This is a genomic window from Streptomyces sp. GC420 (assembly GCF_009916105.1).
Classification (GTDB): domain Bacteria; phylum Actinomycetota; class Actinomycetes; order Streptomycetales; family Streptomycetaceae; genus Streptomyces.
Genome location: NZ_JAAAXQ010000077.1, coordinates 1 through 25192 on the forward strand (window position 1 = coordinate 1; position 25192 = coordinate 25192).

A 25192-nucleotide genomic window follows, 5' to 3' on the forward strand; every position below is an offset into this window, starting at 1 on the left:
CCATGCGCCCGTGAAGCAGCCCCGCCCCGACCGGGACCGGGAGCCGCAGGTCGTACAGGCACCGGTCCGCGAGGCTCTGGACTCCGCCCTGCCGGGGAAGGACGCCTCCGCACCGCCCCGCGAGCGCCGGTCCGGCCGGACGGCCGCCGGCGGGGCGCCGGATCGCGCGGCCGGCGGGGCACCGTCCGCGCCACGGACACCGGCCTTCCGGCCGGTCCGGCCGAAACCGGCCGCGCCCCACCGGACGGTTCCGTCCCTGCCGGCCGTACTGCCGGACACGAACGGTCTGGAGGACGCCATCGGCGGCGACGTGTGCGCGGCCGGCCGCAAGTACGGCGGCTGGCGGCCCGGCAGCCCCGAGGCTCGGATCTGCGAACGCACCTACGGCTGACCGGGACCCGCGCCCGTTCGGCGGACGGGCCCCGGCACCGGACGGGCCCGACGGGTGCTCGCGCGCCCGGCCGGGGAGGTCACGCGGTGCCCTCGGCCAGCTTGGCGAGTTGCGCGGCGACGAGGTCGTCGGGGACCGTGGCGGGCTCCTGGTCCAGGTTGCTGCCGCGGAAGCTGACGATGGCATTGCCCACCCGGACCACGACCCGCAGCCCAGGGATCTTCGTGTCCGGGTCGTCGGCGAAGCCGGTGACGTCCGTGTAGGACAGAGATTCGTCACCGAGTGCGCCGTGGCCGGACCCGGCCCTCACTTCGGAGACGGGGACGCCGGCGCCCCCTTCCACATGGGCCGGTATCTCGTAGGCGGTGCAGCGCCCGAGGGCGGCGCGCAGCTCGTCCATGGCCGCCCGCGCGTCGGCGGCGGTGAAGAACGACAGGCTGAGGGTGGCGGCACCGCTGTGGTCCTTTGCGACGACGACCCTCACGTCGCCCGCGATGGAGCGGGCGTCGTCGGCCGAGCCGATCCGGTGGGCGATCGGGCGGCAGACGGCCGGTTCGACTCCGGGAGCCGGGTTGGACGGGTTCTTGTCGGCCTTGAGCCGCGTAACCCTGTAGACGGGGACGTCCTTTGCGGTCAGTACGGTCCGCTCCAGGTCTGCCGCGCCGAAGTCGCGGGCGTTTGTGACCGCCGGCGTTCTGCGCGCCCCGGACTGGCCGCCCGCATCGGCCTTCCCGGCGCAGCCGGCCGTCATGGCCAGAACGGCCACGACACCTGCCGCGCCCCCCATCCCCGTCTGCTGGACGTCATGACTCTCGCTCCACGGTCGGTGCCTCCGCGCGGTGCCGGTCACGTGCGCGAGGGCTCATGAAACGCCATGGCCAGGACCGTTGCCCACACTCACCAGCCGGATCACTCCGCCCCATGTCCACATTCGGCACCCGGGCACGGCCCGGTCACGTGACCGACCGGACGAGTCCTAGTGCCGCGTCGGTCAGGGTTTGCCCGCTGAGGAGCGGCGTCCGGCGCTGGGGGTACCTCCCGCCGGAGGCGGGGGGAGCATCGCAAGGCGGCCGGAAGCCCTCGTAGTGGGCCTACTCGGGCTTTCGGCCAACGCAGCGCGGGGGTACCCCCCGCGCCCGGAGGGCTGCGGGGGAGTGCCGTGCAGGCCGTCGCGACGGGGCGAACCCCGGCTGACGCGGCACTAGCCGTCCGCGGCCTCGAGTCGGCACGCGAGGCGCCCGATGGCGGCCCGTACGCCCTCGCCGTACGCGTCGTCGGCGAGGGCGTCGCACGCGGCCCGTGCGCGGCACAGGTGGTCGCGGGCGGCGCCGTACCGCTTCAGCTTCAGGTAGTCGGCGGCGAGGTTCAGGTGGAGCGAGGGGCGGAAGCCGCGCACCGCGATCCGGCCGTGGGGCGGGGCCGGACGCTCGCCGGCCGGGCCCTCCGCGGCGCTCAGTGCCCGCAGGTCCCAGACCAGTTCGTCCACGGGGTCGTCCTGGGTGTCGGCCATGTAGTGCGCGAGGGTGCAGCGGTGCAGCGGATCACCGGCCTCGCCGAGCTCCGCCCACAGGGCTCCGAGCCGGTTGCGCGCCTCCTCGCGGTCGCCCGCGTGGAGCAGCATGACCGCCTGGCCGATCCTGGTCATGACGACGTCCTCCGACGCCTCGCGCTGCTCCGTCACCGCTGCCTCCGAAATGTCCCGGTCCGCCCGTGGGCACGACGCTAGCCGCGGCCGCGGGCAATACCGTCCAGGCACGCCCCGCGCCCCTCCCGCGCGTCCCGCCCTTCCGCGCGGGGTGCCCGCCCCTGCTGCCCCGGGCCGGGAGCGGCCCCGGACCGGGACAGGAAGCCGGACCGGGACCGGAACCGGGACCCGGCAGGTCAGCCCAGGTTCGGGATCCGCCAGTCGACCGGCGCGTGGCCCTGGGCCGCGACGGCCTCGTCGATCTGGCTGAAGGGACGGCTGCCGAGGAACTTCTTCGCCGACAGCGGCGAGGGGTGGGCACCCTTGACCACCACGTGCCGCTCGGTGTCGATCAGCGGCATCTTCTTCTGGGCGTAGGCACCCCACAGCACGAACACCGCCGGGTCGGGCCGGGCGGCCACGGCCTTGATCACGGCGTCGGTGAACTGCTCCCAGCCCTTGCCCTTGTGGGAGTTCGGCTCGGCCTCGCGCACCGTGAGGACCGCGTTGAGCAGCAGCACGCCCTGCTCTGCCCACGGCATGAGGTAGCCGTTGTCCGGGACGGGGTGGCCGAGGTCCGTGTTGAGCTCCTTGTAGATGTTGCGCAGCGAGGGCGGGATGCGCACACCCGGCCGCACCGAGAAGCACAGGCCGTGGCCCTGGCCCGCGCCGTGGTACGGGTCCTGGCCGAGGATGAGCACCTTCACCTTGTCGTAGGGGGTCGCATCCAGGGCGGCGAAGACCTCGTCGTGGGGCGGATAGACCGGCCCGTTGGCCCGCTCCTTCTCGACGAACTCGGCGAGCTCGTTGAAGTAGTCCTTCTCCAGCTCCTCGCCGAGGACGCCGCGCCAGGAGTCGGGCAGCATGTCGGTCAGCACGTCAACAACCTCCGGGATGTGATCCGTTGTGCAGTGAGAACCTATCGGGGACCACTGACAACGGGGTCCGGAACGACGCACGGAGCCCGTGCCGGCGGGCCCCTGGGGTCCGCACCGGCACGGGCTCCGGCCCGTACGTGTCCGCTACCAGCTCGTCTTGCGGTGCAGGTGCCACATCTGCATGATCGTCGACGGGTCGAGGGAGTTCTCGATTCCGGCGATGTCCTGGCTGGCCGCGATGTACTGCTTGCCCTGCCAGATCGGGATCAGCCGTGCGTCCTCGGCGATGATCTCCTGGGCCCTGGCGAACTGCTTGGTCACGGCCCCCCGGTCGGCCTCCTTGCGCGAGGTCGGCAGCAGGGTGTCGGTGATCTCCGGGACGTCGTACGGCGTACCGAGGGCGTTCTGCTCTCCGACGAACGGCGCGATGAAGTTGTCCGGGTCCGGGAAGTCGGGGAACCAGCCGCGGCCGAAGACCGGGAACCGGCCCTTCTGGTAGCTCTGCTGGTAGTCGGCCCAGGGGCTGCTCTTGAGAGTGATCTTGAACAGGCCGGAGGCGTCGAGCTGCCGCTTGATCTCCTTGAACTCGGTGGCCATCGAGGAGCCGTAGCGGTCGGTCGTGTACCAGAGGGTCAGCTTCACGGGCGCGGTGATGCCGGCGTCGCTCAGGATCTCGGCGGCCTTCTGCGTGTCCGGGTCGCCGAAGATGTCGAAGAAGTCCGTCGTGTGACCCGCCACACCGGCGGGGACCATCGAGTAGAGCGGCTCGACGGTGCCCTGGTAGACCTCACGGGCGATCACGTCGCGGTCGATGATCTGCGCGACCGACTTGCGGACGGCGGGGTTGTTCGCCCTCGCGTCCTTCGGGTTGAAGACCAGGTAGCGGATCTCGGCCCCGGTGCCCTCGATGAGGGCCAGCTTCTTCTCGGTCTTCGCGCCCTTGCTGTCGAGTTCGACGATCTCCTCGGCGGTCAGACCGCGCAGGATGAGGTCGATGTCCTTGTCCTCCAGAGCGGAGACCATCTTGGTGGAATCCGTGAAGTACCGAATCGTGACGCCGTTGTTCTCGAGATCCGCGGCGCCCTTGTAGCCCGGGTTCTTGACCAGGACCGACTTGGCACCCTTTTCATACGATTCGAGGAGGTACGGGCCCGAGCCGATGATCGAGTTCCCCTCGCGCAGCGAGTCGGCGGGGTACTGCTCGGGGTCCACGAGCGAGGTGGCGGGCGACCCGAGCACGAACGGGAAGGTCGTGTCGGCCTTGTTGAGGTGGAACGTCACGGTGAGGTCACCGCTGGTGGTGACCTTGTCCAGGCTGCCGAGGAGCCCCGCGGGGCCGGTCTTCACGCCGTTCTCCGCCACCGTCATGATGCGGTCGATCGACGCCTTGACCGCCTTGGCGTCCAGCGCGTTGCCGTTCGAGAACTTGAGCCCTTCCTTCAGCGTGCAGCGGTAGGTGCGGCTGCTCGTGTCGGTGAACTCGCACTTCTCGGCCGCGTCCGGCTGCGGCGAGGTGCTGCCGCTGGGGTAGTACAGGAGCGTCTGGTACACGTTCCGGTAGAGCTCCCACGAACCGTCCCAGGCCCCGGCCGGGTCGAGCACACTGGGGGCGCTGGTCGTGCCGACGACGATCGTCCGCTCGTCGCCGGAACCGCTCTCGGACACCAGTCCGCACCCCGCGAGCGGCAGAACCGCGGCGAGGGCCGTGGCTATGCGCGAAGATCTGGTCCGGTTGAACACGTGCACGCTCCTCGATCAGCCTTGGTCGGCAGACCCTACCGCAGTGCCCCGCCAAGGGAATCCCGGCGGGGCACAAGCGAAACACAACCGCATCACAATTATGTGGACGCGGTAATTCCGTCAGCCGACACCGGCGTTCAGGAAGATACCGCCGTCCACGACGAGCGTCTGCCCGGTGACCCAGGCCGACTGCTCGGAGGTGAGGAAGGCGGCCACTCCCCCGATGTCCTCGGGGACCCCGAGACGGCCCAGCGGATAGGCCGCGGCGGCCTCCGCCTCGCGCCCTTCGTACAGGGCCTCGGCGAACTTCGTCTTCACGACCGCGGGGGCGATGGCGTTGACCCTGACCCGCGGGGCGAACTCGTGCGCCAGCTGCAGCGTCAGGTTGATCATGGCCGCCTTGCTCACGCCGTACGCGCCGATGAAGGGCGAGGCGGAGACCCCGGCGACGGAGGCGATGTTGACGATCGCGCCGCCGTTGTCCTTCTGCCATGCCTTCCACGTCTGCTGGGCGAAGCCGAGCGCCGAGATCACATTGGTCTCGAAGACCTTGCGCGCCACCCCGAGATCGAGGTCGGCGATCGGGCCGAAGACCGGATTCGTTCCCGCGTTGTTCACCAGGAAGTCGACCCGGCCGAACGCCTCCATGGCGCGCTCCACGGCCGCCGCCTGGTGGGCCTCGTCGTGCGCCTTGCCGGCGACGCCCACGGCCCGGCCGGCACCGAGCCGCTCGACGGCCTCCTTCAGGGCGTCCTCGTTGCGGCCCGTGACGACCACCCGGTCACCCCTGGCGACGAGGGCCTCGGCGATGCCGTAGCCGATGCCCCTGCTGGCTCCCGTGATCAGCGCTACCTTGCCGCTGTCCTGCGGTTCCTCACTGCTCATGTCGTACGGCTCCGATCAGTTCAGCGGTCCGCCGGCCACGTACAGCACCTGGCCGGAGACGAAGCCGGCCGCCTCACCGGTGAAGAACGCGATGGCGTTGGCGATGTCCTCGGGCTCGCCGACGCGCTGCACCGGGATCTGGGTGGCGGCGGCGGCCTTGAAGTCCTCGAAGCCCATCCCGACGCGCTCGGCGGTGGCCGCCGTCATGTCCGTGGCGATGAAGCCGGGCGCGACGGCGTTGGCGGTGACGCCGAACTTGCCGAGCTCGATGGCGAGCGTCTTGGTGAAGCCCTGGAGGCCGGCCTTGGCGGCGGAGTAGTTCGCCTGGCCGCGGTTGCCCAGCGCGGAGCTGCTGGAGAGGTTGACGATCCGGCCGAACTTCGCGTCGACCATGTGCTTCTGCACGCCCCGGGACATCAGGAACGCGCCCCGCAGGTGCACGTTCATGACCGTGTCCCAGTCGGAGTCGCTCATCTTGAACAGCAGGTTGTCGCGCAGCACACCGGCGTTGTTGACGAGGATCACCGGAGCGCCGAGTTCGGTCGCGACACGCTCGACCGCGGCGGCCACCTGGTCGCTGTCGGAGACGTCGCAGCCGACGGCGATCGCCTTGCCGCCCGCCGCGGTGATCTTCTCCACAGTGTCCTTGCAGGCCGCCTCGTCGAGGTCGAGTACGGCGACCGCGCGGCCTTCGGCCGCCAGACGGACGGCCACGGCGGCGCCAATGCCCCGCGCCGCTCCTGTCACGATCGCGACGCGCTGCTCGGTGGTGGACATTCTGGATTCTCCTCGCCCTTGGAAGCCCTGGATCCCCGGATGCACGTGGTGCGGCTCTCGGGACGCGGCCACTCGGTGAGCGACCGCTTAGTACCTTCAGCAGGACGAGACGCTAGAAGCCCTGGCACCCGGTGTCAACGGCCCGCCGCGAGCCACGCCGCACGGCGGGCCGCGCTCAGCGCACCAGCAGGTCGAGCAGCCGCTCCACCTCCGCCTCCGGATCGGCGGTCAGCCCGGTGTGCACCGGGCCGGGCTGGACGACGGTGCTGCGCGGCGCGATCAGCCAGCGGAACCGCCGGCCCGCGTCGTCCCCGGCCGCCTGGCCGGCCGACTCACCCCCGCGGCAGACCCCTTCGACGGCGTGCAGCGCGGCCCGCACGCCCGTCACGTCCGCCTCGGGGTCCAGTGCTCTGAGCCGGGCCTCGTCCAGGTGCGTACGCGCCGCGACGAAGGACCTGGCACGGCAGTAGACGATCACACCGGCATTGAACAGCTCACCGCGCTCGACCCGCGGCACCACGCGCACCAGCGCGTACTCGAAGACGTCCCGCCCGTTCACTTCGCGCCCCCTTCGTGCGGCCAGGTGCCGGTGAGCCAGCCGGGCGCCTGCGAGGGGCGGTCCCTGGTGGGCTCGCCGACGGTGATGCGTTCCTCAAGGCCCGGCAGGCGGGCGAGCAGGGCCTCCACGTAGGCGCGGCGCAACGCGTCGGTGGAGTCGAAGCCGGGCTCGTCGACGAGCCACTCGTCCGGTACGTCGGCGGCGGCCTCGGTGAGCAGCTCCTCGGTGACCAGCGGGGCCAGCTCCGCGGCGGCCGAGGCGATGTCCGGCCCGAAGGGCGCGAGCGCGTGGTCGGAGGCGTCGTAGGGCCGGTCGGTGGCCTTCTTCGCGGTGGGCCAGTTGTGGTGCCAGATCATCGTGGCCCCGTGGTCGATGAGCCACAGGTCACGGTGCCAGACCAGCAGGTTCGGGTTGCGCCAGGAACGGTCGACGTTGCCCACGAGCGCGTCGAACCAGACGACCCTGCCGGCCTGCGCGGGGTCGACCTCGTAGGCCAGCGGGTCGAAGCCGATGGAGCCCGGAAGGTAGTCCATGCCGAGGTTCAGTCCGCCGCTGGCCTTGAGCAGTTCCTGCACCTCCTGGTCGGGCTCGCCGAGGCCGATGACGGGGTCGAGCTGGATGCGCACCAGCTCCGGGACACGGAGTCCGAGACGGCGGGCCAGCTGCCCGCACACGACCTCCGCGACCAGGGTCTTGCGGCCCTGTCCGGCACCGGTGAACTTCATCACATAGGTTCCGAGATCGTCCGCCTCGACGATTCCCGGGAGCGACCCGCCCTCGCGCAACGGCGTCACATAGCGGGTGGCTGTAACTTCGGAAAGCATCGGCCCAGGCTACTGGTGTGATGCCCGGGCACCGCGGGTGTGATGCTTGAACACCGCGGGCCGAGATCCCGTACACCATCACGGCGCCCGCCCCCCGCGGGCCCGGGACCGCAGCGCAAGTGAAAGGGAAGCCACCATGACCGGAACGCAGGAGTTCGAGCGGACGCTGGGCCGCCGCACCGTGGTCGCCGCAGTGGGTGCCGCCGGGCTCGCGGTCGCGCTCACCGCGTGCGGGGGCTCCGAGGACGGGTCCTCCGACTCCGTCCGGGAGAACGGTGCCGAGGCCGGGGCCGGGGCGGACGGCAGCGCGGAACTCGCCAAGACCGCGGACATCCCGGAGGGCGGTGGCAAGCTCCTCGACTCCGAGGGCGTGGTCATCACCCAGCCGAAGGCCGGGGAGTTCAAGGCCTTCTCCTCCAAGTGCACCCATCAGGGCTGTTCGGTGGTCGGCGTCACCGACGGATCGATCGTCTGCCCGTGCCACAACAGCAAGTTCTCGGTGACCGACGGCAGTGTCCAGGCGGGCCCCGCCACGCAGCCGCTGCCGGCCGTGAGCATCACCGTCGAGGGCGATGTCATCAAGAAGGCGTGAGGGCCTGAAGGCCGGGAGGACCCGGAGGACGGGAGGCCTCCCGGGACCGGGACGGCCCGGAGGACGGGAACGGCCCGGAGGACGGGGGCCGGCGCCCGCCGCGAGCGGTCAGCGCGGGCGCCGGGACGCCTTCCAGCAGCCGAGGACGGCGTCGGTCGTGGTGACCGTGGAGACCAGCGCCAGTGTGTTGCGGATCATCGCCGCGGTGTAGTCGGCGGGCACCCCCGCGATGGCATCGGCCACCACCACCGCCGTGTAGCCGAGATTGACCGCGTCGAAGACCGCGTTCGGGACGGCGACGTTCGCCGAGACGCCGGTGACCATGAGGGTGCGGCAGCCGAGATTGCGCAGCAGGGCGTCCGCGCCGGTACCGGCCAGCGGCGACAGTCCGTGCAGCCGGCGTACCACCAGGTCCTCCTCCGCCACCTCGATGGGTTCGGCCACACCCGCGGCGGCGCTGCCCGCCCACTGCTGCACGGGCAGCCGTTCCGCGGCCCGGAACAGGCGGGCGTTCCGGTTGGCGCCGCGCCCGTCCGGCCGCCGCTCCGCGACCGTGTGCAGAACCTGTACGCCGCTCTCGTGGGCGGCGGAGACAAGCCGGGCGACATTGCCGAGGGCGCCCGAGGAACGCGCCTGGGCCGCGAGTTCCGGCAGCGCGCTGTCCGGGCCGACGACGCCCCGCTGGCACTCGACGGTCATCAGCGCGCAGGAGGCGGGGGCGAGCAGTTCCGCGAGTTCCGCGGGCTGTCCCTGGGCGGGCATGGCGGCGTTTCCTTCCCGTGCGGCGGCGGTCGTGCCGGCGGGTGACGGTAACGGCCATTGCGTGCCGAGGGAAGAGCGCCCATCCTGCTTGCTGACACCGGGTCAGGCGAAGGAGCGGGCATGGGCGTCACGGAGCAGCGGCGGGGCCGGCGGATCATGATGACGCCGGGCGAGCTGGACGCCTTCCTCACCGAACAGCGCACCTGCCGGGTCGCGACGGTGGCGGAGGACGGCAGGCCGCACGTCAGCCCGCTGTGGTTCGTCTGGGACGGCGGCTCGCTCTGGCTGTACTCCGTCGTCCGCAGCCGCCGCTGGGCCGACCTGCTGCGCGATCCGCGGATCTCGGTGGTCGTCGACGCGGGCGAGGAGTACGGGGAGCTGCGCGGGGCGGAGCTGTCCGGGCGGGTCGAACGGGTCGGCGAGACTCCGCGTACGGGCGAGCCCTGCCCCGGACTCCGGGAGCCGGAGCGGCTGTTCGCGGCGAAGAACTTCGGGATGGACGAGATGCCGCACGACGGCCGGCACGCCTGGCTGCGGCTGTCCCCGGACGCGGTCGTCACCTGGGACTTCCGCAAGCTCGGCTGACGGCTCCCGGGCCACCGGGCCACCGGGCCACCGGGCCACCGGGCCCAGACTCCCGGACTCCCGGACTCCTGCCCGCGCGCGCCCCGCCCTGCCCGCTCGGCGCCCGCCCTCGCGCTCAGCTCTCGACGGCCTCCGCCGCGGTGCGCAGTGCCTCCACGGCGGCCCTGATGGAGGGCCTGCGGTCCGCGTCCGCCCGCCAGACGACGTAGATGTGACGGCGCATCGTGTGGCGTACGGGCACCACGCGCACGCCCTCGGGGACGGGGCCGCGCCCGAGTCTCGGCGCGACGCAGACCCCGAGGCCGGCGGCGACCAGGGCCAGCTGGGTGTGGTGCTCCTCGGCGGTGTGCGCGATCCGGGGTTCGATGCCCTTGCTGCGCAGGGTGAACACCAGCCACTCGTGGCAGAACTCGCCGTCCGGCCAGGTGACCCACTCGTCCTCGGCGAAGTCCTGCAGGTCGGCCTCGGCGCGCCCGGCGAGCGGATGCCCGGCGGGCATGGCCACGTCCGCCGGGTCGTAGAGCAGCGGTTCCTTGGCGAGCCCGTCGGGAAGCGGGAGCGGCTTGTTGTACCAGTCGAGGACGACGGCGAGGTCGACGTCGCCGCGGATCACGGCCGGGATGCTGTCGTCCGGTTCGAGTTCGCGGGAGCGTGTGTGCAGCCCCGGGTGCTCCTCGCGCAGTGCCTTCAGCGCGGCGGGCAGCAGACCGCGCGCGGCGGTCGGGAAGGCGGCGAGCCGCAGTTCGCCGACGGCCTTCCCGCGCTGCGCCTCCAGGTCGGCGGTGGCCAGCTCCACCTGGGAGAGGATGCGCCTGGCATGCTCGGCGAGCAGCCGCCCGGCGTCGGTGAGCCGCACGCCGCGCCCGTTCTTGGCGATCAGCTGCTGTCCGGCCTCGCGTTCCAGCTTGGCGAGCTGCTGGGAGACGGCGGAGGTGGTGACGTGCAGGCCGGCGGCAGCGCCGCCGACGGAGCCGTGGCGGGCCAGTGCGTCGAGGGTGCGCAGGCGCTCCAGGTTCAACATGTAAGCGATACTACGCAATGCCTTCCATGAAATCTTGCTTGTGCTAAGAGATTTCCGGCTCGACAGTATGGCCATGACCGCCACCGCCGCCTCTGCCCCGCACGGCACCGTCCCGCCCGCCGGGGAGACCGCGCCGGCAGCATCCGCCACTCCCCCCGCTCCCCCTGCCTCCGCGGACCCGATTCCTCCGGCGCCCGCTCCGGGGCAGCCCCGCCGTCCGGCCCTCGACTGGCGGATCCGGTTCGCCGGGCTCTCCCTCATCTGGGGCTTCAGCTTCCTGCTGATCAAGGTGGGCACGGAGGGCTTCGCGCCGCTCCAGGTCTCCCTCGGCCGCCTGGTGTTCGGTTCCGCGGTGCTGCTGCTCGCCCTCGCCGTCAAGCGCGAGGGCCTGCCGCGCGGCAGGCGCACCTGGGGGCATCTGTTCGCGGCGGCGTTCTTCACCAACGCCCTGCCGTTCTCGCTCTTCGCGTACGCCGAGACGACGATCCCCTCCACCCTGGCGGGCATCTGCAACGCCACGACACCGCTGTGGGGCATGCTGCTGTCGCTGGTGGCCCTGTCGGAGGACCGGCCGACCAGGCGCCGGGTGGCGGGTATGGGCATCGGCTTCGTGGGTGTCCTGATCGTGCTGGGCGCCTGGCAGGGCTTCTCCGGGCAGGACCCGGCGGGCACGGCGATGGCCCTGATCGCCTCGGCGAGCTACGCGGTGGGCTGGCTCTACATCCGCCGTACGCTCGCCGGCGCCGGGCACTCCAGCCTCTCGATGACGGGGGCGCAGCTGTCCCTGGCCACCCTCCAGCTGGCGGTCGTCACCCCGCTGTTCAGCTCGGCCCCGGACGGCCTGCCCGTCCTCCCGCTGCTCTCGGTGGTGGCGCTCGGTGCGCTGGGCACGGGCCTCGCCATGCTGGTCCAGTACGGCCTGGTCGCCGAGATCGGCCCGACGACGGCGCAGATGGTCACGTACTTCATCCCGGTCATCGCCACCGCGGCGGGCGTCGCGGTGCTCGGCGAACGGCTGGACTGGAACACACCGGTGGGAGCGCTCGTGGTGCTGCTGGGCGCGGCACTGACGCAGAGCGGGCCGCGCACCGCCCGCCGCGCACCGCCCGCCGCGCAGCACCGGCCCGGGTCGCCCGTCCGGCCCGCGGCGCTCAGCCGTAGCGCACCCCCGCCCGCACCGGGCCTCTCGCGGACGCCACGGCGTCGGCGAGGAGCCCGATGTCGTCCATGCCCAGCGCGGACACGGTGAGGCGTACCCCGGGCGGGGCGGACACCCGGAACCGGGCGCCGGGGGCGACCGCCCAGCCCGACCGCAGCAACCGGGCGACCACGCCCGTCTCGTCGTCCACGGGTACCCACACGTTCATCCCGCTGCGCCCGTGGGCGTTGATCCCGCGCTCCGCCAGCGCCTCCACGAGGGCGTCCCGCCGCTCGGAGTACGCCCGCGCGACCGCTGCGGGGTCCACGGCACCCGTCGTCCACAGGTGCACCACCGCGCGCTGGAGCAGCCGGCTGACCCAGCCGGGTCCGAGGAGCTGCCGCCCGCGCACCCGGTCGAGGGTCACGTCGTCCCCGGTCAGCAGGGCGAGCCGCAGGTCGGGGCCGTACGCCTTGGCGGTCGAGCGGACCAGCGCCCAGTGCTCGGTCGCGCCCGCCAGCGGGTACAGGGGGAGGTGGACGAAGCCGTGCCCGTGGTCGTCCTCGACGAGCAGCACACGGGGGTGCGCGGCGAGCACGGCGCGCAGCTCCGCGGCGCGTGGGCCACTGACGGCCGCGCCCGTCGGGTTCTGGGCGCGGCAGGTCACGACGAGCGCCCGGGCGCCCCGGTCCAGCGCCCGCTCCACCTCCCCGGGCACCGGCCCCTCGTCGTCCACCGCGACCGGCACTGCGCGCAGCCCGAGTGCCGGGACGAGGTCGAGCAGGCTGCCCCAGCCCGGGTCCTCGACCGCGACGGTGTCGCCGGGCCTCAGGTGGGCGGCGAGGACGCGCTCGATCGCGTCCAGCGCCCCGGAGGTGGCCGCGACCGGCCCCTTCGGCACTCCGTCGAGCCCGAAGGCCCGCCGCGCGTGCCGGGACAGCTCGGCGTCGACGGGGGCTTCGCCGTACAGCACGGGCCGTTCGTCGTAGCGGGCCGCGGCCGCCGCGAGGGCAGGCCCGAGGGAGGGCAGCAGGGCGGGATCGGGGCTGCCCGTGGAGATGTCCCGCACGCCGGGCGGGGCCTCGACACCGATGGACTCGCGGGCGGTGCCGGCGGGCCGGGCGCGCACCCGGGTGCCCTTGCGTCCCGCCGTCTCCACGACACCGCGTTCGCGCAGCGTGCGGTAGGCCGCGGCCACCGTGTTCGGGTTCACGCCGAGGCGCTGCGCCAGTTCCCTGAGCGGCGGCAGGGGGGCTCCCGGAGCCAGCCGGCCGGCGCCCACGCCGCGCTCCACGCTCTCGGCGATCTCCGATGCGCGCCGCCCCTCGATCCGATACTCTCCTAGCACAAAGAAGATTATGCACTAGTACAATGGAGGGTTCAATGCCGGAGGCCGCACCGGGCGTACCGGAGACCGTTCCCTACGAGCCGACCGGGCGTACCGTTTCCGACGCGGTCCCGCCACCGTGCCTCGTACGACCGGGAACTGATCCACTCGATACTCGACGAGGCGTACGTCTGCCACATGGGCTTCGTGCGCGACGGCGCCCCCGTCGTGCTGCCCACGCTCTTCGGCCGGGTCGGCGAGCGCCTCTATGTGCACGCTTCGACCGGCTCCGGGCCTGTGCGCATGGCGCAGGGCACCCGGGACGTCGGCCCCGGGCTCCCCGTGTGCCTGACCGTCACCCATGTCGACGGCCTGGTGCTGGCCCGCTCCGCCTTCCATCACTCCGTCAACTACCGGTCGGTCATGGTGCACGGCGTCGCACACCCGGTCACCGACCCGGAGGAGCGCAGGACGGCCCTCGACGCGATCGTCGACCACGTGGTGCCAGGCCGCGCCGCCGACTCCCGGCCCGCCAACGACAGGGAACTGGCGGCAACCGCCGTGCTCCGCCTCGACCTGGCCGAGGTCTCGGCCAAGGTGCGCAGCGGCGGCCCCAATGACGAGCCCGAGGACATGTCGCTCCCGCACTGGAGCGGCGTGCTCCCGCTCGCCCGCGGCTACGGCGCGCCGGTCCCGGCGGACGACCTCGCTCCGGGCACCGCGGTGCCCGACTACCTGACGGTGCTCTGACACGGCCGCCGGGCCGCCCCTCAGGTCTCCCCGCCCCTCAGACCGCGGTGGCCCGTGGGGCGGGGAGACGCGACCCGAGCGGGCGGCGACGGCCCACAGGGCCCGGGCGGGACCGGGGAACCCTTGGGGGCCGCTCAGGATGCGGCGGCCGCGCGCACCGCCGCCAGAGCGCGGTCCGCGTGCACGCTCATGCGGACCTCGCTCCTGATCACCTCGAGCACCGTACGGTCGGTGCCGATCACGAAGGTCGTCCGCTTGGTGGGCACGATCACGAAACCGCGCTTCACACCGAACAGTTCGCGTACGGTCCCGTCGGGGTCCGACAGCAGCGGATATCCGAGGCCGTAGGCCTCGGCGAACTCCGCCTGCCGCTCCACCGGGTCCGTGCTGATGCCGACCGGGCGGGCACCCACCGCGCGGAACTCGGCGGCCAGGTCACGGAAGTGGCAGGCCTCGGCGGTGCAGCCGCGGGTGAAGGCCGCCGGGTAGAAGAAGAGCACCACGGGGCCGTCGGCGAGCAGTTCGCCGAGCCTGCGCGGCGCACCCGTCTCGTCCCGCAGCTCGAAGTCCTCGACCTTGTCGCCCACGTCCATGTGCCGCTCCCGCCCGTCCGTCGTTCGCCGGTCCCGGTCGTGTCCCGGTGGCCGGGCCCGGAGCCCGGACCCGAGGGTTCCGGACTCCCGGTCTCCGGCCAACTGTACGGTCGCGCAGGCGCGTTCCGGCGCCCGGCCCACAACGGGGGTATGCGGTCGCCTACTGGGACGGGCACCTCACCGTTCCTCAAGACTGAGCAGGAGTGAGCCGGTTCAGCCGCACGCCCCGAACGGTCTCGAGCGCACTGGTCCCCGGCATACTCGGCCCCGGGGCAGCAGCACGGATTCCGTCCCCGGTCCGGTCCCTGGAGGCCGGTTCCCACACGACCTGGCCAGGTGAATACGGCCAGAGGCGACGGGGAGGCCCGCACCATCACTCCGGTGGAGCGGGGCCCGCACCCCCCAGCTACCACTGGGGGCGCCCCCAGGCGCCATACCCGGCGTCCAGATCGCACGATCACCGTAGCCGGACAGCCCACAGCACACCGCAGACCCGCAGGCCCCGCAGGCCCCGCAGGCCGACCGTCACACGATCGAGGTAACTCGACCGGCCACCGCCGTACGCGCCTCCGCGAGGGCGAGGCCGACGACCGCGACGAGCAGCAGGGCCGTTCCCGCCACGGTTGCCCCGGTCAGCGTCTCGCCGAGAACCAGGACGGCGATCACGGCCGCGCTGACCGGCTCCAGCAGCATGATCACGGACACGGTGGCGGACCGTACGACGGCCGCGCCCGCGAAGTAGAGCGCGTACGCCAGCGCCGTGGGCACAGCCGCGACGTACACCAGCAGGACCAGCACCCTGCCGGGCTCCGCGGTGTGCGGCATCAGCCCTTCGGCCGCGCCGAGCGGGAGCAGGCACAGGGCGCTGACCGCGAACGCCGAGACGGAGGTGTTGAGGGAATCGGTGCCCTGCCCGTCCCTGCCGAGCCACCGGGTCACCAGGGTGATGGCCGCGTACCCCGCCGCCGACAGCAGGGCGAGCGCGACCCCGCCGGGCCGTACGGTCGCGCCACCGCTGCCGAGGACGAGGACGGCGAGACCGGCGAGTGCCCCGCTCACGGCCAGCAGCCCGCCGCGTCCGAGCCGCTCCCCCACGATCAGGCGCGCGCCCAGCGCGATCAGGACGGGCCCGGCACCGAGGGTGACCACCGTGCCGACGGCCAGGCCCGTGGCGCCGACGGCCGCGAAGTAGGCGGTCTGGAACAGGGCGAGACCGATGCCGTTGACGGCGATCCGCAGGACGCGGCGGCGCCGCGGCCCGGCGGGTGCCCCGGCGGCCGCCGGCACCGCTGTGGTTGGGGCCGCTGTTGTGGCCGCGGCGGCCGCGGCCGCTGCTCGCCTGCCGGGGCGCAGCGCGCCGACGGCGACCAGCAGGGCGAGCCCGCCCGCGCAGCGCCAGAAGGACAGGGCGAGTGGGCCCAGGTCGCTGGCCCGGAAGAGCAGTGAGGCCGCCGCGCCGGCGGTGCCCCAGGCGATACCGGCGACGAAGAGGTAGAGAAGGCCGCGCCCGACGGGCAGCGCGCCTTCGGCGCGCGCGGCGCCGGAATCAGGCGTGTTCGACATGTGCGTTCTCCGCGAAGACGTACAGAGGGTGGTCGCTTGACGTCCGTGCGCGGGCAGCGACAACCCACCCGGGAAGCCCGGGGTCAGGTCTTCCGGTTCAGCGGGCCGCCCGCGTTACGCGGCGGGCGGCGGGAGAACGAGCTGGTCGATATGCACGGCCGCCACTCTAGGTGCCCCGTCCGTCCAGGGACAACTCGCTTCCGGGGCGCGCCGGGCCGGCCTCGCCGCCGTCCGTGCCCCCGCTCTCACGTGCGTTTTCCTGCACGCGCGCGCCGCGCTCGCCCGGGCGGTCGCCCCCGCGCACGCCCCCGCCGTCGCCGCCCGCGACCACCTGGTGCGACGGATCCCTGGGCGTGGAGGACTGCGCGATGAAGGCGCCGATGAGCACGACCGCGCCGCCGACGATCTGCGGTGCCGACAGGTGCTCGCCGAGCAGCACCCACGCCAGCACCGTCGCGATGACCGCCTCCAGACAGGCCACGACCCCCGCCACCTGCGGGGAGAGCCTGCGCACCGAGACCACGCCCGTGACATAGGCGACGACGGTGGCGATCAGCACGATCCAGGCCAGCAGCAGGGCCGCGGGCACCTGCGCCACCTCGAGTTCCGCGCGGCCGGAGAGCACCGACCAGTCCATGTTCCAGGGACGGGCCACGACGGTCAGCACGGCGGCTCCCGTGAGCAGCCCGTACGCGATGACGCCCAGCGGGTCGGCGCTCTTCCCGCCCTCACCGCCGGAGCCGTGGTCGGACAGCACGAAGTAGCCGACCTGGCAGCAGGCCGCGGCGAAGGCGAGCAGCAGCCCGAGCGCGTCGAAGCCCAGCCCGGCCCACACCTCGACGACGCAGGCGAGCCCGCCGACGGCGAGGACCACGCCGACCGCGGCGGCCCTGGTGACCGGGCGCCGCTGCACGAACCGCACCCAGCCGAGCACCAGCGCGGGGGCAAGGTATTCGACGAGCAGAGCGACGCCCACGGGAATGCGGGAGAGGGCGGCGAAGTAGAAGGCCTGAACGCCTGCGACGGCGAGCAGGCCGAACCCGGCCAGCAGCCCGGGCCTGGACCTCACCAGGTCCCGGTGCTTCCAGGCGACGGGCAGCATGACCAGGGCCGCGCCCGCCACCCGCAGCCACACCACGTGCAGCGGGTCGAGCCCTGCCTCGATCAGCGGCTTGGCCGCGACACCGGAGCCGCCGAACGCCAGGGCGGAGGCCAGGGCCAGCCCGAGGCCGGTATTTCTCCCTCGGATCCCTTGAGACACGTGCATGGCGACATCATGACAGCTGACGTCAGGACCGTCATCATCGTGACACCTGTCGAGACAGCTCGGCGGCCCGCGCGTCCACCAGGACCGGACCGGAACGGCCCTCCGGGAGTTCTGATGGTTCATCAGTATTGAATGTTCCGGCCCCTGCGGCTACGTTCCGCGACACGTTCCCGTGCACGAGCCCGGGCACGACGAGGACAGGGGGTGTTCGCATGGCCGAAGTCAGTGCGGAGGCACGCATCGAGGCGCCCGCCGAGAAGATCTGGGCCAGACTGGCGGACTTCTCCTCGTACGGCGAGTGGAACGCGACGCACACCGGCTTCCCCGACGGCACCCCTCCCGCACCGGCGGTCGGCGCCACCTTCACGGAGAACATGAAGCTGATGGGCTTCCCCGCCGAGGTGCGGTGGGCCGTGGAGGAGCTGGAGCCGGGGCAGGTCTTCGCGGTCAGGGGCAAGGGGCCCATGGGGGTCACCGTGGCCAACCGCTACACGCTCACCCCCGAGGGGGCGGCGACGCGGGTCCGCATCGACGGGGAGTTCACCGGCGCGGCTGTCTCGCTGATGGCCGGCAAGCTCAAGGACTCCGCGACGGCCGCGCTCGACGAGTCCCTGCGCAGGCTCGGCGCGCTCGTCGCCTGACGCACGCGAGCGGCGGCACCCCCGTACGCTCGTACGGTCGGATGCCGCCGCGGCCGCGCGCCGGCGGCTCCCCGGCGGAGCCGCCGGCGCACCTCAGGACTCGTCGGTCTCCTCCGGGTCCTCGGCGAGGATCAGGTACAGCTTCTTGCGGGCCTCGTTGATGACCGTGATCGCCTTCTGCCGCTGGTCGGGCGTGCCGGTCTTCCACACCTGCCCGAACGCCTCCATCAGGCCGAAGCCGGCCTGCCGGATGTCGTTCACGGTCTCCCAGTCGATCCCGCGCCCGGCCTCCTCCCAGGGAGCGTCGGGGCCGGCCCCGGCCGCCGCGCGGCCGGATTCGGTGAGCGTGAACAGCTTCTTCCCGGCGTCGCTCTCGCTGGCGATCAGCCCTTCGTCCTCCAGCAGCTGGAGCGTCGGGTACACCGAGCCGGGGCTGGGCTTCCAGGCCCCTCCACTGCGCTCGGCGATCTCCTGGATCATCTCGTAGCCGTGCATCGGACGGTCCTTGAGCAGCGCCAGGATGGAGGCCCGCACGTCGCCGCGCCGCGCCCTCCCCCTGGGTCCGCCCCGACCGCGACCGGGCCCGCCCCACGGGCCTCCGCCGAACGGCGGCCCGAAGGGGCCGAACGCGGCCCTGAGTCCCTCGAATTCGCCCCGCCCGTGACGGCCGGGCCCGCGCTCGCATCCATGCCCGTGGGGTTCATGTGCACGCATGACCGTCTCCTTCGATCGGTTCCATCGCTGAACTATTCGCGATGCCTCAACGATATATCGGAACAGCTCGCCGAGCAACCCTCCGACTGTGCATAACGTGTTGTCCTGTCCCATGCGAATTGGCCCCTGCCTCAGGTGATCTGGTCCGATTCGCTCGTCGTCTCAGGTGATCTGGCCCGCCGACGCCGCTCATGTCATGCGAGACCCCACCCCGCAGGCCGTGGGAACCCCGGGATCTCGGTGAACGGCACACGCCAACATGGTGGGCCGATGACATCGATCAAGAAGTTCCAAGTCACCTTCGACTGCGCAGAACCTGAGCGCCTCGCTCGTTTCCGGTGCGAGGTGCGGGGGTATGTCGTACCGCCGCCGCCGGGGGGTGCCACTTGGGATGACTTCAAGGTCTCGCAGCCACCTGAGCGGCGGGATTCTTGGTTCGCCTGCATTGATCCCTCAGGTGTGGGCCCACGGCTGTACTTCCAGCGCGTCCCCGAGGGGAAGGCCGCCAAGAACCGGGTGCATCTTGATGTGCGGGTCGGCACCGGACTCGTGGATGAAGAGCGCCTCGCCGCACTTGAGGCCGAGTACGCCCGATTGATCCCGCTTGGCGCGGTACACGTGCAAACGCTGTACGACGGCAACGATGCGTGCATCCCGATGCTGGACATCGAGGGCAACGAGTTCTGTATCGACTGAGGGCCGCGAACGTGTCCCCGTTCCGTCCCATACGAGAGGACCTGGTCTGTGGTCGCAAGTGATCTGGTTCCTGTTCGCGAAGCTGTCCGGCGGCGTCCGCGTGACCGGGTCGGCCCGCACCCGCCAGTCCCTGGCCAACCAGCCGGAAGGCCCCTTCCGTTACGAGCAGGTCGCGGCGCCGGGCGAGCTGATGCAGATCGACTCCACTCCCCTGGACGTGCTGGTGCGGCTTGAGGAAAGGGGTGCCCGGCAGGGTCGAACTCTGCGGCCTGGTCGATGTCGCCACCCGCACCATCGCCGCCGCGGTCGTACGGCCCACCACCAAGCCGGTGGACGCCTCCCTGCTGCCGGCTCGTGCTCTGACCCCGGAGCCGATGCGTTCCGGCTGGTCAGATGCGCTGAAGATTGGATCTGACGGATCCGGAGGAGCCCTACCGTCGCTTCTCCGTGGAGCCGCTGGGCGCGGGCAGCAATGAGGAGGTGCTGGAGCGAGTGTCGCGCCGGGACTACTACGTCGAACTGCGGGCCGTGTCCGAGCCGGCGCGAGACTGGCTGATGGCGAAGCGGCCGACGCGCTCCATCGGGAACGCCTGGCCGGAGTGCCCCTGCCAAACCTCGCTCGGGCGCCACTTCGACGTGCTGGTACACCTCCATCGCGTCACGGCCGCGGATCTCCTGTCAACGGCCCGGGACTGAAAGTCCCGGGCTTGCACGACGGGCGTCACTGGCGCCGGCCCGCTCGCCGGATCCTCCGGCGAGCGGGCCGGCGGGCCCGTACCCGACCGGCACAACGCTGCGGGTCGAAACGCCTAGGGCGTGGGCAGCCACCCCACCTTGCCCGCCAGCAGCGCGTACCCGACGAACGCCACGATGTCGATCAGCGCGTGGGCCGCCACCAGCGGACCGACCCGGCCCCACCTGCGGTAGAGCAGGACGAAGACCACGCCCATCACCATGTTGCCGATGAAGCCGCCGATGCCCTGGTACAGGTGGTACGAGCCGCGCAGCAGCGAACTGCCGACGAGCGCCGCCATCGGTGTCCAGCCGAGCTGTCCGAGCCGGCGCAGCAGGTAGCCGACGACGATGACCTCTTCGAGCACGGAGTTCTGGATCGCCGAGAGGATCAGGACCGGAATCTTCCACCACACGTCGGGCAGCGACTCCGGTACCACCGTGAGGTTGAACCCGGCGGCCCGCACCACGAGGTAGAAGGCGAGCCCGGTGCCTCCGATCGCGGCCGCCAGTAGGGCTCCGCGGCCCAGGTCGGACCAGGGCCTCGTCCGGTCGAAGCCGATCGCCCGCAGGCCGGCGCCCTCGCGGAGCAGCAGGTGGGCGACCAGCAGCACCGGCACCAGGGAGGTCGAGACGCCGAACAGCTGCCAGGCCAGGTCGAGCCACGGCCGCCCGGGCGCGTAGGAGCCGTTGAGCGTGGCCGCCTGGTCCTTGAGGCCGCCGGGTCTGGTCACCGATCCGATGAAGCTGATCAGTGCCGAGACGCCGCTCGCCCCGAGCGAGAGCGCCAGCACGAGCAGCAGCTCGGTCCCGAGGATCCGCCGGGAAGCCTCCCCGTAGGGAGAGGGATCGGCCGCCCGGGCCGCCTCTTCCTGCACACCTGCCTCCAGTTCCGTAATCCCGCCTCGTCCGCATCCTCGCCCCGCTATGGTCTCGGCAGCGGATGCGAAGATCGCACGCCCGACCGGGGGACGGGAGCCGTCCCCGTGGCGCACGGGCTCCCCCGTTCTGTTCCGAGCGCAGGAGGAGCACGACCGCCATGGGACGTCACAGCTTGCCGGACGCGCGCAGGGCGGGCGGAACCGGGTCCCGCGGGTCCCGTCGCCGTCGCGCGACGGTCCTCACCACGGCCCTGGCCCTGGGTGTCGCCGTCGGCACGGCGGCGGTGATGCGTACGGACCTCCTCGGCCTCGGGGGCTCGTGCGCGGACACCGCGGTACGGCTGGACGTCGTCGCCTCCCCGGACATCGCGCCCGCCGTGCGCGAAGCGGCGGACCTCGCCCGCGCGAACGAGATCACCTCCGACGGCCGGTGCATCGACGTACACGTCACCGCCCGCGAGTCCCACAGGGTGGCCGACATCCTCGACTCGGGGCCCTCGGACCCCGGCTTCCAGGTGTGGATACCGGACGCGAGCCTGTGGCTGGAGCGGGTGCGGACCTCGGCGAAGGCGGTCCGGCTCACGGAGGGCGGCAATGTCGCCTCCTCGCCGGTGGTGCTGGCGGCGGGCCCCGGGGCCGCCGACGCCCTGGGATGGCCCGCCAAGCCGTACTCCTGGTCCGGGATCGCCAAGGACGCCATCGGGAGCGGCAAGCTGCGGCTCGGCGCCGCCGATCCCGCCCGCAGCGCCACCGGGCTTCTGGCGCTCACCCGGATCGGCGCCTCCGCCGGGCAGAACGGCCAGGACGAACAGGACGGCAAGGACGGCAAGAACGACCGCAAGGACGGTGGGGACGCCCAGGACGGGGACACCCGGCTCGCCGCCGCGGCCGAACTGATCTCGCGGCGCGTCTCGGGCGGCGACTCCCAGGTCCTCCGCACGCTCGCGTTCGACGGCTCCGGGACCGGGCAGGACGGTCCGGACGGCAGCCAGACGGTCTTCCTGAGCGAACAGGCGGCCTTCGCGCAGAACGCCGACGCCGCCGAGGGGGAGGCACTGCGGCTGTTCCACCCGGAGGACGGCTCCCCCCTGCTCGACTACCCCTTCACGCTGGTCGACGAGGCCGACCTGTCCCTCGACGAGAGCCGCGGCGCGCTGCGCTTCATGACCCTCATGAACGCGGACGAGGCGGGCACCCGGATCCTGCGCGCGCACGGGTTCCGCGGCGAGGACGGGGAGGCGGTGCCGGCGATCGCGAAGAGGGCGGGCGGCGGTTCGCCGCAGCCGTTCGCCGCGGAACCCGCCGAGCCCTTCCCCGCCAACACGGTGCAGAAGACGCTGGGGCTGTGGACCATCACCGTGCGCAGCGCACGGCTGACCATGGTCGTCGACGCCTCCGGCTCGATGGCGGATCCCGTCGGTGACGGGGGCAGGTCCCGGATGGACCTCACCAAGGCCTCGCTGCTCCAGGCCCTGGCCGGGCTCACGCACGACGACGAGGTCGGCCTGTGGCGGTTCTCGACACGGCTTGACGGCTCACGGGACTACGAGGTGCTGGTGCCGACCGGCCGGCTCGCCGACAGCACGGGCACGGGCCGCACCCAGCGCGACCGGCTCACCGCGGCCTTCCGCGACCTCGAACCCGTCGAGGGCGGGGGCACCGGTCTGTACGACACCACGCTGGCCGCGTACAAGGAGGCCAGGAAGAAGTACGCGCCCGGCAAGTTCAACGCGCTCGTCGTGCTCACCGACGGCGCCAACCAGGACCCGGACGGCATCTCCCGCCGCAAGCTGGTCAAACGGCTGGCCGGCCTGACCGACCCGGCCAGGCCGGTGCCGCTCATCGCGATCGCCGTCGGCCCCGAGTCCGACCGAGACGAGGTGGAGGAGATCGCGGGGGCGACGGACGGGGTGGGCTACCGGATCGAGGATCCGGCACAGATCCACGAGGTGATCCTCAGGGCGGTCACGATCGTCGGCCGGACCTGATCCAGGCCGGGCAGTGACGTACCGGTGGGCAACGGGCGCACACAGACGGGCCCGCGGCGAGCAGGAACCCGCTCCCGCACTGATCCGGTGCGGCCGCCGAGCCGACCCCGGACCGGCCGCGGCCGGTCCGGGCCCGCCGCCGTCACCCCGTCCGCACCGCCGGCTCCGGGATCCCGACCGGCCACTCGTGGACCGGGTCGCCCGAGTGCATCAGCTCGCAGTAGCGCCGGGTGGTCGCGGCGAGCGCCGCCTCCCGCTCCATACCGCGCTCCAGCGCCCCGTGGTACGTCGCCGACTGCCAGGTGGCCCCGTTGGCGTGGCGCCGGCAGCGCTCCTCGATCACCCCGAGGTAGTGGTCGCGGTCGGCACGCTCGACACCCCACATGTCCAGCCCGGCCTCGGCGAGCGGCAGCAGCTCCTCCCGTACGAGGCGCACCACCGGCACCTTGGCCGTGCCGCCCGGGCGTCCGGACCGCGGCCACTCGATCTGTGCCTCGATCCCGTACCGGCAGGCCTCCTCGAAGTTGGCGGCCGCCGCCTCGAAGGACAGCCTCCGCCACACCGGGCGGGGTTCCTCGGCCAGTGCCCGCACCAGCCCGTAGTAGAGCGCCGCGTTGGCGATGACATCGGTGACGGTGGGCCCTGCGGGCAGCACCCGGTTCTCGACCCGCAGGTGCGGCACGCCGTCGGCGATGTCGTAGACGGGCCGGTTCCAGCGGTAGACGGTGCCGTTGTGCAGCACGAGCTCGGCGAGCTTGGGCACGCCGCCCTCGTCGAGCACCCGCAGCGGGTTCTCGTCGTCGCACAGCGGCAGCAGTGCCGGGAAGTAGCGCAGGTTCTCCTCGAAGAGCTCGTAGGGCGATTCGATCCACCGCTCCCCGAACCAGGTGCGCGGCCGCACGCCCTGCGCCTGCAGCTCGGGGGGACGGGTGTCGGTGGACTGCTGGAAGAGCGGCGGCCTCGACTCCTGCCAGAGCTCCCTGCCGAAGAGGAAGGGCGAGTTGGCGCCCACGGCGACCTGTACGGCTGCGATGGCCTGGGCCGCGTTCCACACGTCGGCGAAACGGGCGGGGGTCACCTGGAGGTGCAACTGCACGGACGTGCAGGCGGCCTCCGGAGCGATCGAGGCCGAGGTGCAGGTGAGGTGTTCCACGCCCTCGATGTCGAGAGTGAAATGCTCTCCGCGGGCGGCGACGATCTGGTCGTTGAGCAGCATGTAACGGTCGACGTCGGAGAGGTTGGAGGAAACCAGGTCGTGCCGGGCGAGGGTGGGCAGAATGCCGATCATCACGACGCCCGCGTCGACTTCGTTCGCCTTTCGATTGGCATATGCGAGAGAGGTGCGCAACTCCTCGGCGAGCCGGTCGAGAACGCGACCGCCGAGCCGATGGGGAACTATGTTCACCTCAAGGTTGAACATGCCCAGTTCTGTTTGGAAGTCCCGGCTGGAGATGCGCTCCAGAACTTTGTGATTGAGCATTCTGGGCATGCCGTCGACCCCGGTGAGATTGAGCTCGATCTCGAGGCCCATCATGTTCCTGGGCTTGTCGAACCGCTTCTCCTGCAGCAACCGCCCCAGGCCCTCGAGGCACTGCTCGAGCTTGCGCCGGTACTGCTGCCGATCGGACAGGTCGAAGCCTCCGGCCTCGATCTTCTCCCCCATCGAAGCGTCCCTCCTAGAGTGGCGTGAACGGATGATGCCCAGACATCGTGATCCGTAACGCCTGCGCGTTCACCGGGCGCACGCTACGATGTCGTGGATACTTCTCCCCGGCACATTCCCTCGGCATACGGCTTCATACGGGGAACGCTCCGGATCTGTGGTGAAAAACGCCGACGAGTTTCGGCCGACCCCTCCAGGGTAGACGCCCCTGGTCACAGCCGCGCGGGATGCGGATATCCAGTTCAATCACGGCGAATGCCAGTCCGGTTATCCCCTTGTGTGCAATACCGAGGACAGGTAGCGGAAACACTGCGTGAACACGTTTCATATAAGCTCTTGAACGAGGCGGAGAGTCGGTGTCCCCGGCTCGGTTCCCGGTCCCCCTCCGAGCCCTCCGGTCCCCTCTCCGACCGCACTCGCTTGCTGACAGCGCTGTCCGCACGTGCCTGGCACCACTGTGTCTCCCTAGTCTCTTGAGTGAGAGGCGACCCACCATGCCGCTGCATGTCCCTGTCTCTTATACACCTCTGACGCTTCCGAT

25 protein-coding genes and 1 pseudogene are annotated in these 25192 nt (G+C 72.0%); 9 read left to right on the forward strand and 17 right to left on the reverse strand.

The window, feature by feature from the left end; all coding sequences use genetic code 11:
- Nucleotides 1-391 (forward strand): hypothetical protein (locus GUY61_RS12435; RefSeq protein WP_208105892.1); only part of this gene is annotated, 391 nt, incomplete at its 5' end.
- A 79-nt stretch (nt 392-470) separates the two neighbouring features.
- Here GUY61_RS12435 and GUY61_RS12440 read toward each other — a convergent pair.
- The 8 genes from GUY61_RS12440 to GUY61_RS12475 all read right to left on the reverse strand — a co-directional run bounded on the left by GUY61_RS12440 (nt 471) and on the right by GUY61_RS12475 (nt 7738).
- Entirely contained in the window at nt 471-1157 is a 687-nt protein-coding gene (locus tag GUY61_RS12440) for a hypothetical protein (protein WP_166630180.1), read from the reverse strand.
- 435 nt (nt 1158-1592) lie between these two features.
- Nucleotides 1593-2072 (reverse strand): hypothetical protein, encoded by a 480-nt coding sequence (locus GUY61_RS12445; protein WP_166630181.1) that lies wholly within the window; start codon nt 2070-2072, stop codon nt 1593-1595.
- A gap of 200 nt (nt 2073-2272) precedes the next feature.
- On the reverse strand, nt 2273-2941 hold the full coding sequence (gene ung, locus GUY61_RS12450; RefSeq protein WP_166630202.1) for a uracil-DNA glycosylase: 669 nt from the start codon (nt 2939-2941) through the stop codon (nt 2273-2275).
- A 156-nt stretch (nt 2942-3097) separates the two neighbouring features.
- Nucleotides 3098-4699 carry an ABC transporter substrate-binding protein gene (locus GUY61_RS12455; RefSeq protein ID WP_313896636.1) on the reverse strand — a complete coding sequence of 534 codons (1602 nt, stop codon included), beginning with the start codon at nt 4697-4699 and terminating at the stop codon, nt 3098-3100.
- 114 nt (nt 4700-4813) lie between these two features.
- Nucleotides 4814-5578, reverse strand: coding sequence for an SDR family oxidoreductase (locus tag GUY61_RS12460; protein ID WP_166630183.1), 765 nt, complete (start codon nt 5576-5578; stop codon nt 4814-4816).
- A gap of 15 nt (nt 5579-5593) precedes the next feature.
- The gene (fabG, locus tag GUY61_RS12465) at nt 5594-6355 is read right to left on the reverse strand and encodes a 3-oxoacyl-ACP reductase FabG (protein ID WP_166630184.1); all 762 of its coding nucleotides are present in this window, start codon (nt 6353-6355) and stop codon (nt 5594-5596) included.
- A 175-nt stretch (nt 6356-6530) separates the two neighbouring features.
- Nucleotides 6531-6914 (reverse strand): DUF3037 domain-containing protein, encoded by a 384-nt coding sequence (locus GUY61_RS12470; RefSeq protein ID WP_166630185.1) that lies wholly within the window; start codon nt 6912-6914, stop codon nt 6531-6533.
- A complete protein-coding gene (locus tag GUY61_RS12475) occupies nt 6911-7738 on the reverse strand; it encodes a HipA family kinase (protein WP_166630186.1) in 828 nt (275 codons plus the stop codon). Before GUY61_RS12475 ends, GUY61_RS12470 begins: the two co-directional genes overlap by 4 nt.
- Before the next feature lie 136 nt (nt 7739-7874).
- Here GUY61_RS12475 and GUY61_RS12480 point away from each other — a divergent pair, with 136 nt between their 5' ends.
- Nucleotides 7875-8330 (forward strand): Rieske (2Fe-2S) protein, encoded by a 456-nt coding sequence (locus GUY61_RS12480; RefSeq protein ID WP_166630187.1) that lies wholly within the window; start codon nt 7875-7877, stop codon nt 8328-8330.
- A gap of 108 nt (nt 8331-8438) precedes the next feature.
- Here GUY61_RS12480 and GUY61_RS12485 read toward each other — a convergent pair whose 3' ends face one another.
- Nucleotides 8439-9092, reverse strand: coding sequence for a cysteine hydrolase (locus GUY61_RS12485; protein WP_166630188.1), 654 nt, complete (start codon nt 9090-9092; stop codon nt 8439-8441).
- 120 nt (nt 9093-9212) lie between these two features.
- Between GUY61_RS12485 and GUY61_RS12490 the strand changes: the two genes are divergently transcribed.
- On the forward strand, nt 9213-9677 hold the full coding sequence (locus tag GUY61_RS12490; protein ID WP_166630189.1) for a pyridoxamine 5'-phosphate oxidase family protein: 465 nt from the start codon (nt 9213-9215) through the stop codon (nt 9675-9677).
- A 115-nt stretch (nt 9678-9792) separates the two neighbouring features.
- Here the strand turns inward: GUY61_RS12490 and GUY61_RS12495 are convergent, their stop codons facing one another.
- Nucleotides 9793-10698, reverse strand: a complete 906-nt coding sequence (locus GUY61_RS12495; RefSeq protein ID WP_166630190.1) for a LysR family transcriptional regulator — start codon at nt 10696-10698, stop codon at nt 9793-9795.
- Nucleotides 10699-10765: 67 nt separating this feature from the next.
- On the opposite strand from GUY61_RS12495, the gene GUY61_RS12500 reads away from it, so the two are divergent.
- Entirely contained in the window at nt 10766-11947 is a 1182-nt protein-coding gene (locus GUY61_RS12500) for a DMT family transporter (protein WP_398955216.1), read from the forward strand.
- On the opposite strand, the gene GUY61_RS12505 is transcribed toward GUY61_RS12500, so the two are convergent.
- A complete protein-coding gene (locus GUY61_RS12505) occupies nt 11850-13184 on the reverse strand; it encodes an aminotransferase class I/II-fold pyridoxal phosphate-dependent enzyme (protein WP_166630192.1) in 1335 nt (444 codons plus the stop codon). The genes GUY61_RS12500 and GUY61_RS12505 overlap by 98 nt on opposite strands.
- Nucleotides 13185-13207: 23 nt before the next feature.
- Here GUY61_RS12505 and GUY61_RS12510 point away from each other — a divergent pair.
- Nucleotides 13208-13913, forward strand: a pseudogene (locus GUY61_RS12510) (pyridoxamine 5'-phosphate oxidase family protein).
- Between the two features lie 134 nt (nt 13914-14047).
- Here GUY61_RS12510 and GUY61_RS12515 read toward each other — a convergent pair.
- The 3 genes from GUY61_RS12515 to GUY61_RS12525 all read right to left on the reverse strand — a co-directional run bounded on the left by GUY61_RS12515 (nt 14048) and on the right by GUY61_RS12525 (nt 17336).
- The gene (locus tag GUY61_RS12515; RefSeq protein WP_166630193.1) at nt 14048-14506 is read right to left on the reverse strand and encodes a peroxiredoxin; all 459 of its coding nucleotides are present in this window, start codon (nt 14504-14506) and stop codon (nt 14048-14050) included.
- Nucleotides 14507-15031: 525 nt separating this feature from the next.
- Entirely contained in the window at nt 15032-16069 is a 1038-nt protein-coding gene (locus GUY61_RS12520; protein ID WP_166630194.1) for a DMT family transporter, read from the reverse strand.
- A gap of 166 nt (nt 16070-16235) precedes the next feature.
- Complete coding sequence (locus GUY61_RS12525; RefSeq protein WP_166630195.1) at nt 16236-17336, reverse strand: DMT family transporter; 1101 nt, start codon at nt 17334-17336, stop codon at nt 16236-16238.
- Between the two features lie 212 nt (nt 17337-17548).
- Here GUY61_RS12525 and GUY61_RS12530 point away from each other — a divergent pair, with 212 nt between their 5' ends.
- Nucleotides 17549-17977, forward strand: coding sequence for an SRPBCC family protein (locus tag GUY61_RS12530; protein ID WP_166630196.1), 429 nt, complete (start codon nt 17549-17551; stop codon nt 17975-17977).
- A gap of 93 nt (nt 17978-18070) precedes the next feature.
- Here GUY61_RS12530 and GUY61_RS12535 read toward each other — a convergent pair whose 3' ends face one another.
- Nucleotides 18071-18691, reverse strand: coding sequence for a PadR family transcriptional regulator (locus GUY61_RS12535; protein WP_166630197.1), 621 nt, complete (start codon nt 18689-18691; stop codon nt 18071-18073).
- Between the two features lie 270 nt (nt 18692-18961).
- Between GUY61_RS12535 and GUY61_RS12540 the strand changes: the two genes are divergently transcribed.
- Together GUY61_RS12540 and GUY61_RS12545 are read left to right on the forward strand one after the other, a co-directional pair.
- Nucleotides 18962-19387, forward strand: coding sequence for a VOC family protein (locus GUY61_RS12540; protein ID WP_166630198.1), 426 nt, complete (start codon nt 18962-18964; stop codon nt 19385-19387).
- Nucleotides 19388-19792: 405 nt separating this feature from the next.
- Nucleotides 19793-20083 carry an erythromycin esterase family protein gene (locus GUY61_RS12545; RefSeq protein ID WP_243766394.1) on the forward strand — a complete coding sequence of 97 codons (291 nt, stop codon included), beginning with the start codon at nt 19793-19795 and terminating at the stop codon, nt 20081-20083.
- A gap of 113 nt (nt 20084-20196) precedes the next feature.
- On the opposite strand, the gene GUY61_RS12550 is transcribed toward GUY61_RS12545, so the two are convergent.
- Nucleotides 20197-20997 (reverse strand): CPBP family intramembrane glutamic endopeptidase, encoded by an 801-nt coding sequence (locus tag GUY61_RS12550; protein ID WP_166630199.1) that lies wholly within the window; start codon nt 20995-20997, stop codon nt 20197-20199.
- 161 nt (nt 20998-21158) lie between these two features.
- Between GUY61_RS12550 and GUY61_RS12555 the strand changes: the two genes are divergently transcribed.
- Nucleotides 21159-22988, forward strand: coding sequence for a substrate-binding domain-containing protein (locus tag GUY61_RS12555; RefSeq protein ID WP_166630200.1), 1830 nt, complete (start codon nt 21159-21161; stop codon nt 22986-22988).
- A gap of 142 nt (nt 22989-23130) precedes the next feature.
- Here the strand turns inward: GUY61_RS12555 and GUY61_RS12560 are convergent, their stop codons facing one another.
- Nucleotides 23131-24651, reverse strand: coding sequence for a glutamate-cysteine ligase family protein (locus GUY61_RS12560; protein ID WP_166630201.1), 1521 nt, complete (start codon nt 24649-24651; stop codon nt 23131-23133).
- Between the last annotated feature and the right edge of the window lie 541 nt (nt 24652-25192).

Bases quoted from the DNA above. Each gene is read 5' to 3' on its own strand.
- ung (WP_166630202.1), bottom strand. From the start codon at position 2,941: ATGCTGCCCGACTCCTGGCGCGGCGTCCTCGGCGAGGAGCTGGAGAAG.
- GUY61_RS12460 (WP_166630183.1), bottom strand. From the start codon at position 5,578: ATGAGCAGTGAGGAACCGCAGGACAGCGGCAAGGTAGCGCTGATCACG.
- fabG (WP_166630184.1), bottom strand. From the start codon at position 6,355: ATGTCCACCACCGAGCAGCGCGTCGCGATCGTGACAGGAGCGGCGCGG.
- GUY61_RS12475 (WP_166630186.1), bottom strand. From the start codon at position 7,738: ATGCTTTCCGAAGTTACAGCCACCCGCTATGTGACGCCGTTGCGCGAG.
- GUY61_RS12480 (WP_166630187.1), top strand. From the start codon at position 7,875: ATGACCGGAACGCAGGAGTTCGAGCGGACGCTGGGCCGCCGCACCGTG.
- GUY61_RS12485 (WP_166630188.1), bottom strand. From the start codon at position 9,092: ATGCCCGCCCAGGGACAGCCCGCGGAACTCGCGGAACTGCTCGCCCCC.
- GUY61_RS12490 (WP_166630189.1), top strand. From the start codon at position 9,213: ATGGGCGTCACGGAGCAGCGGCGGGGCCGGCGGATCATGATGACGCCG.
- GUY61_RS12495 (WP_166630190.1), bottom strand. From the start codon at position 10,698: ATGTTGAACCTGGAGCGCCTGCGCACCCTCGACGCACTGGCCCGCCAC.
- GUY61_RS12500 (WP_398955216.1), top strand. From the start codon at position 10,766: ATGGCCATGACCGCCACCGCCGCCTCTGCCCCGCACGGCACCGTCCCG.
- GUY61_RS12515 (WP_166630193.1), bottom strand. From the start codon at position 14,506: ATGGACGTGGGCGACAAGGTCGAGGACTTCGAGCTGCGGGACGAGACG.
- GUY61_RS12520 (WP_166630194.1), bottom strand. From the start codon at position 16,069: ATGTCGAACACGCCTGATTCCGGCGCCGCGCGCGCCGAAGGCGCGCTG.
- GUY61_RS12525 (WP_166630195.1), bottom strand. From the start codon at position 17,336: ATGCACGTGTCTCAAGGGATCCGAGGGAGAAATACCGGCCTCGGGCTG.
- GUY61_RS12530 (WP_166630196.1), top strand. From the start codon at position 17,549: ATGGCCGAAGTCAGTGCGGAGGCACGCATCGAGGCGCCCGCCGAGAAG.
- GUY61_RS12535 (WP_166630197.1), bottom strand. From the start codon at position 18,691: ATGCGTGCACATGAACCCCACGGGCATGGATGCGAGCGCGGGCCCGGC.
- GUY61_RS12540 (WP_166630198.1), top strand. From the start codon at position 18,962: ATGACATCGATCAAGAAGTTCCAAGTCACCTTCGACTGCGCAGAACCT.
- GUY61_RS12555 (WP_166630200.1), top strand. From the start codon at position 21,159: ATGGGACGTCACAGCTTGCCGGACGCGCGCAGGGCGGGCGGAACCGGG.
- GUY61_RS12560 (WP_166630201.1), bottom strand. From the start codon at position 24,651: ATGGGGGAGAAGATCGAGGCCGGAGGCTTCGACCTGTCCGATCGGCAG.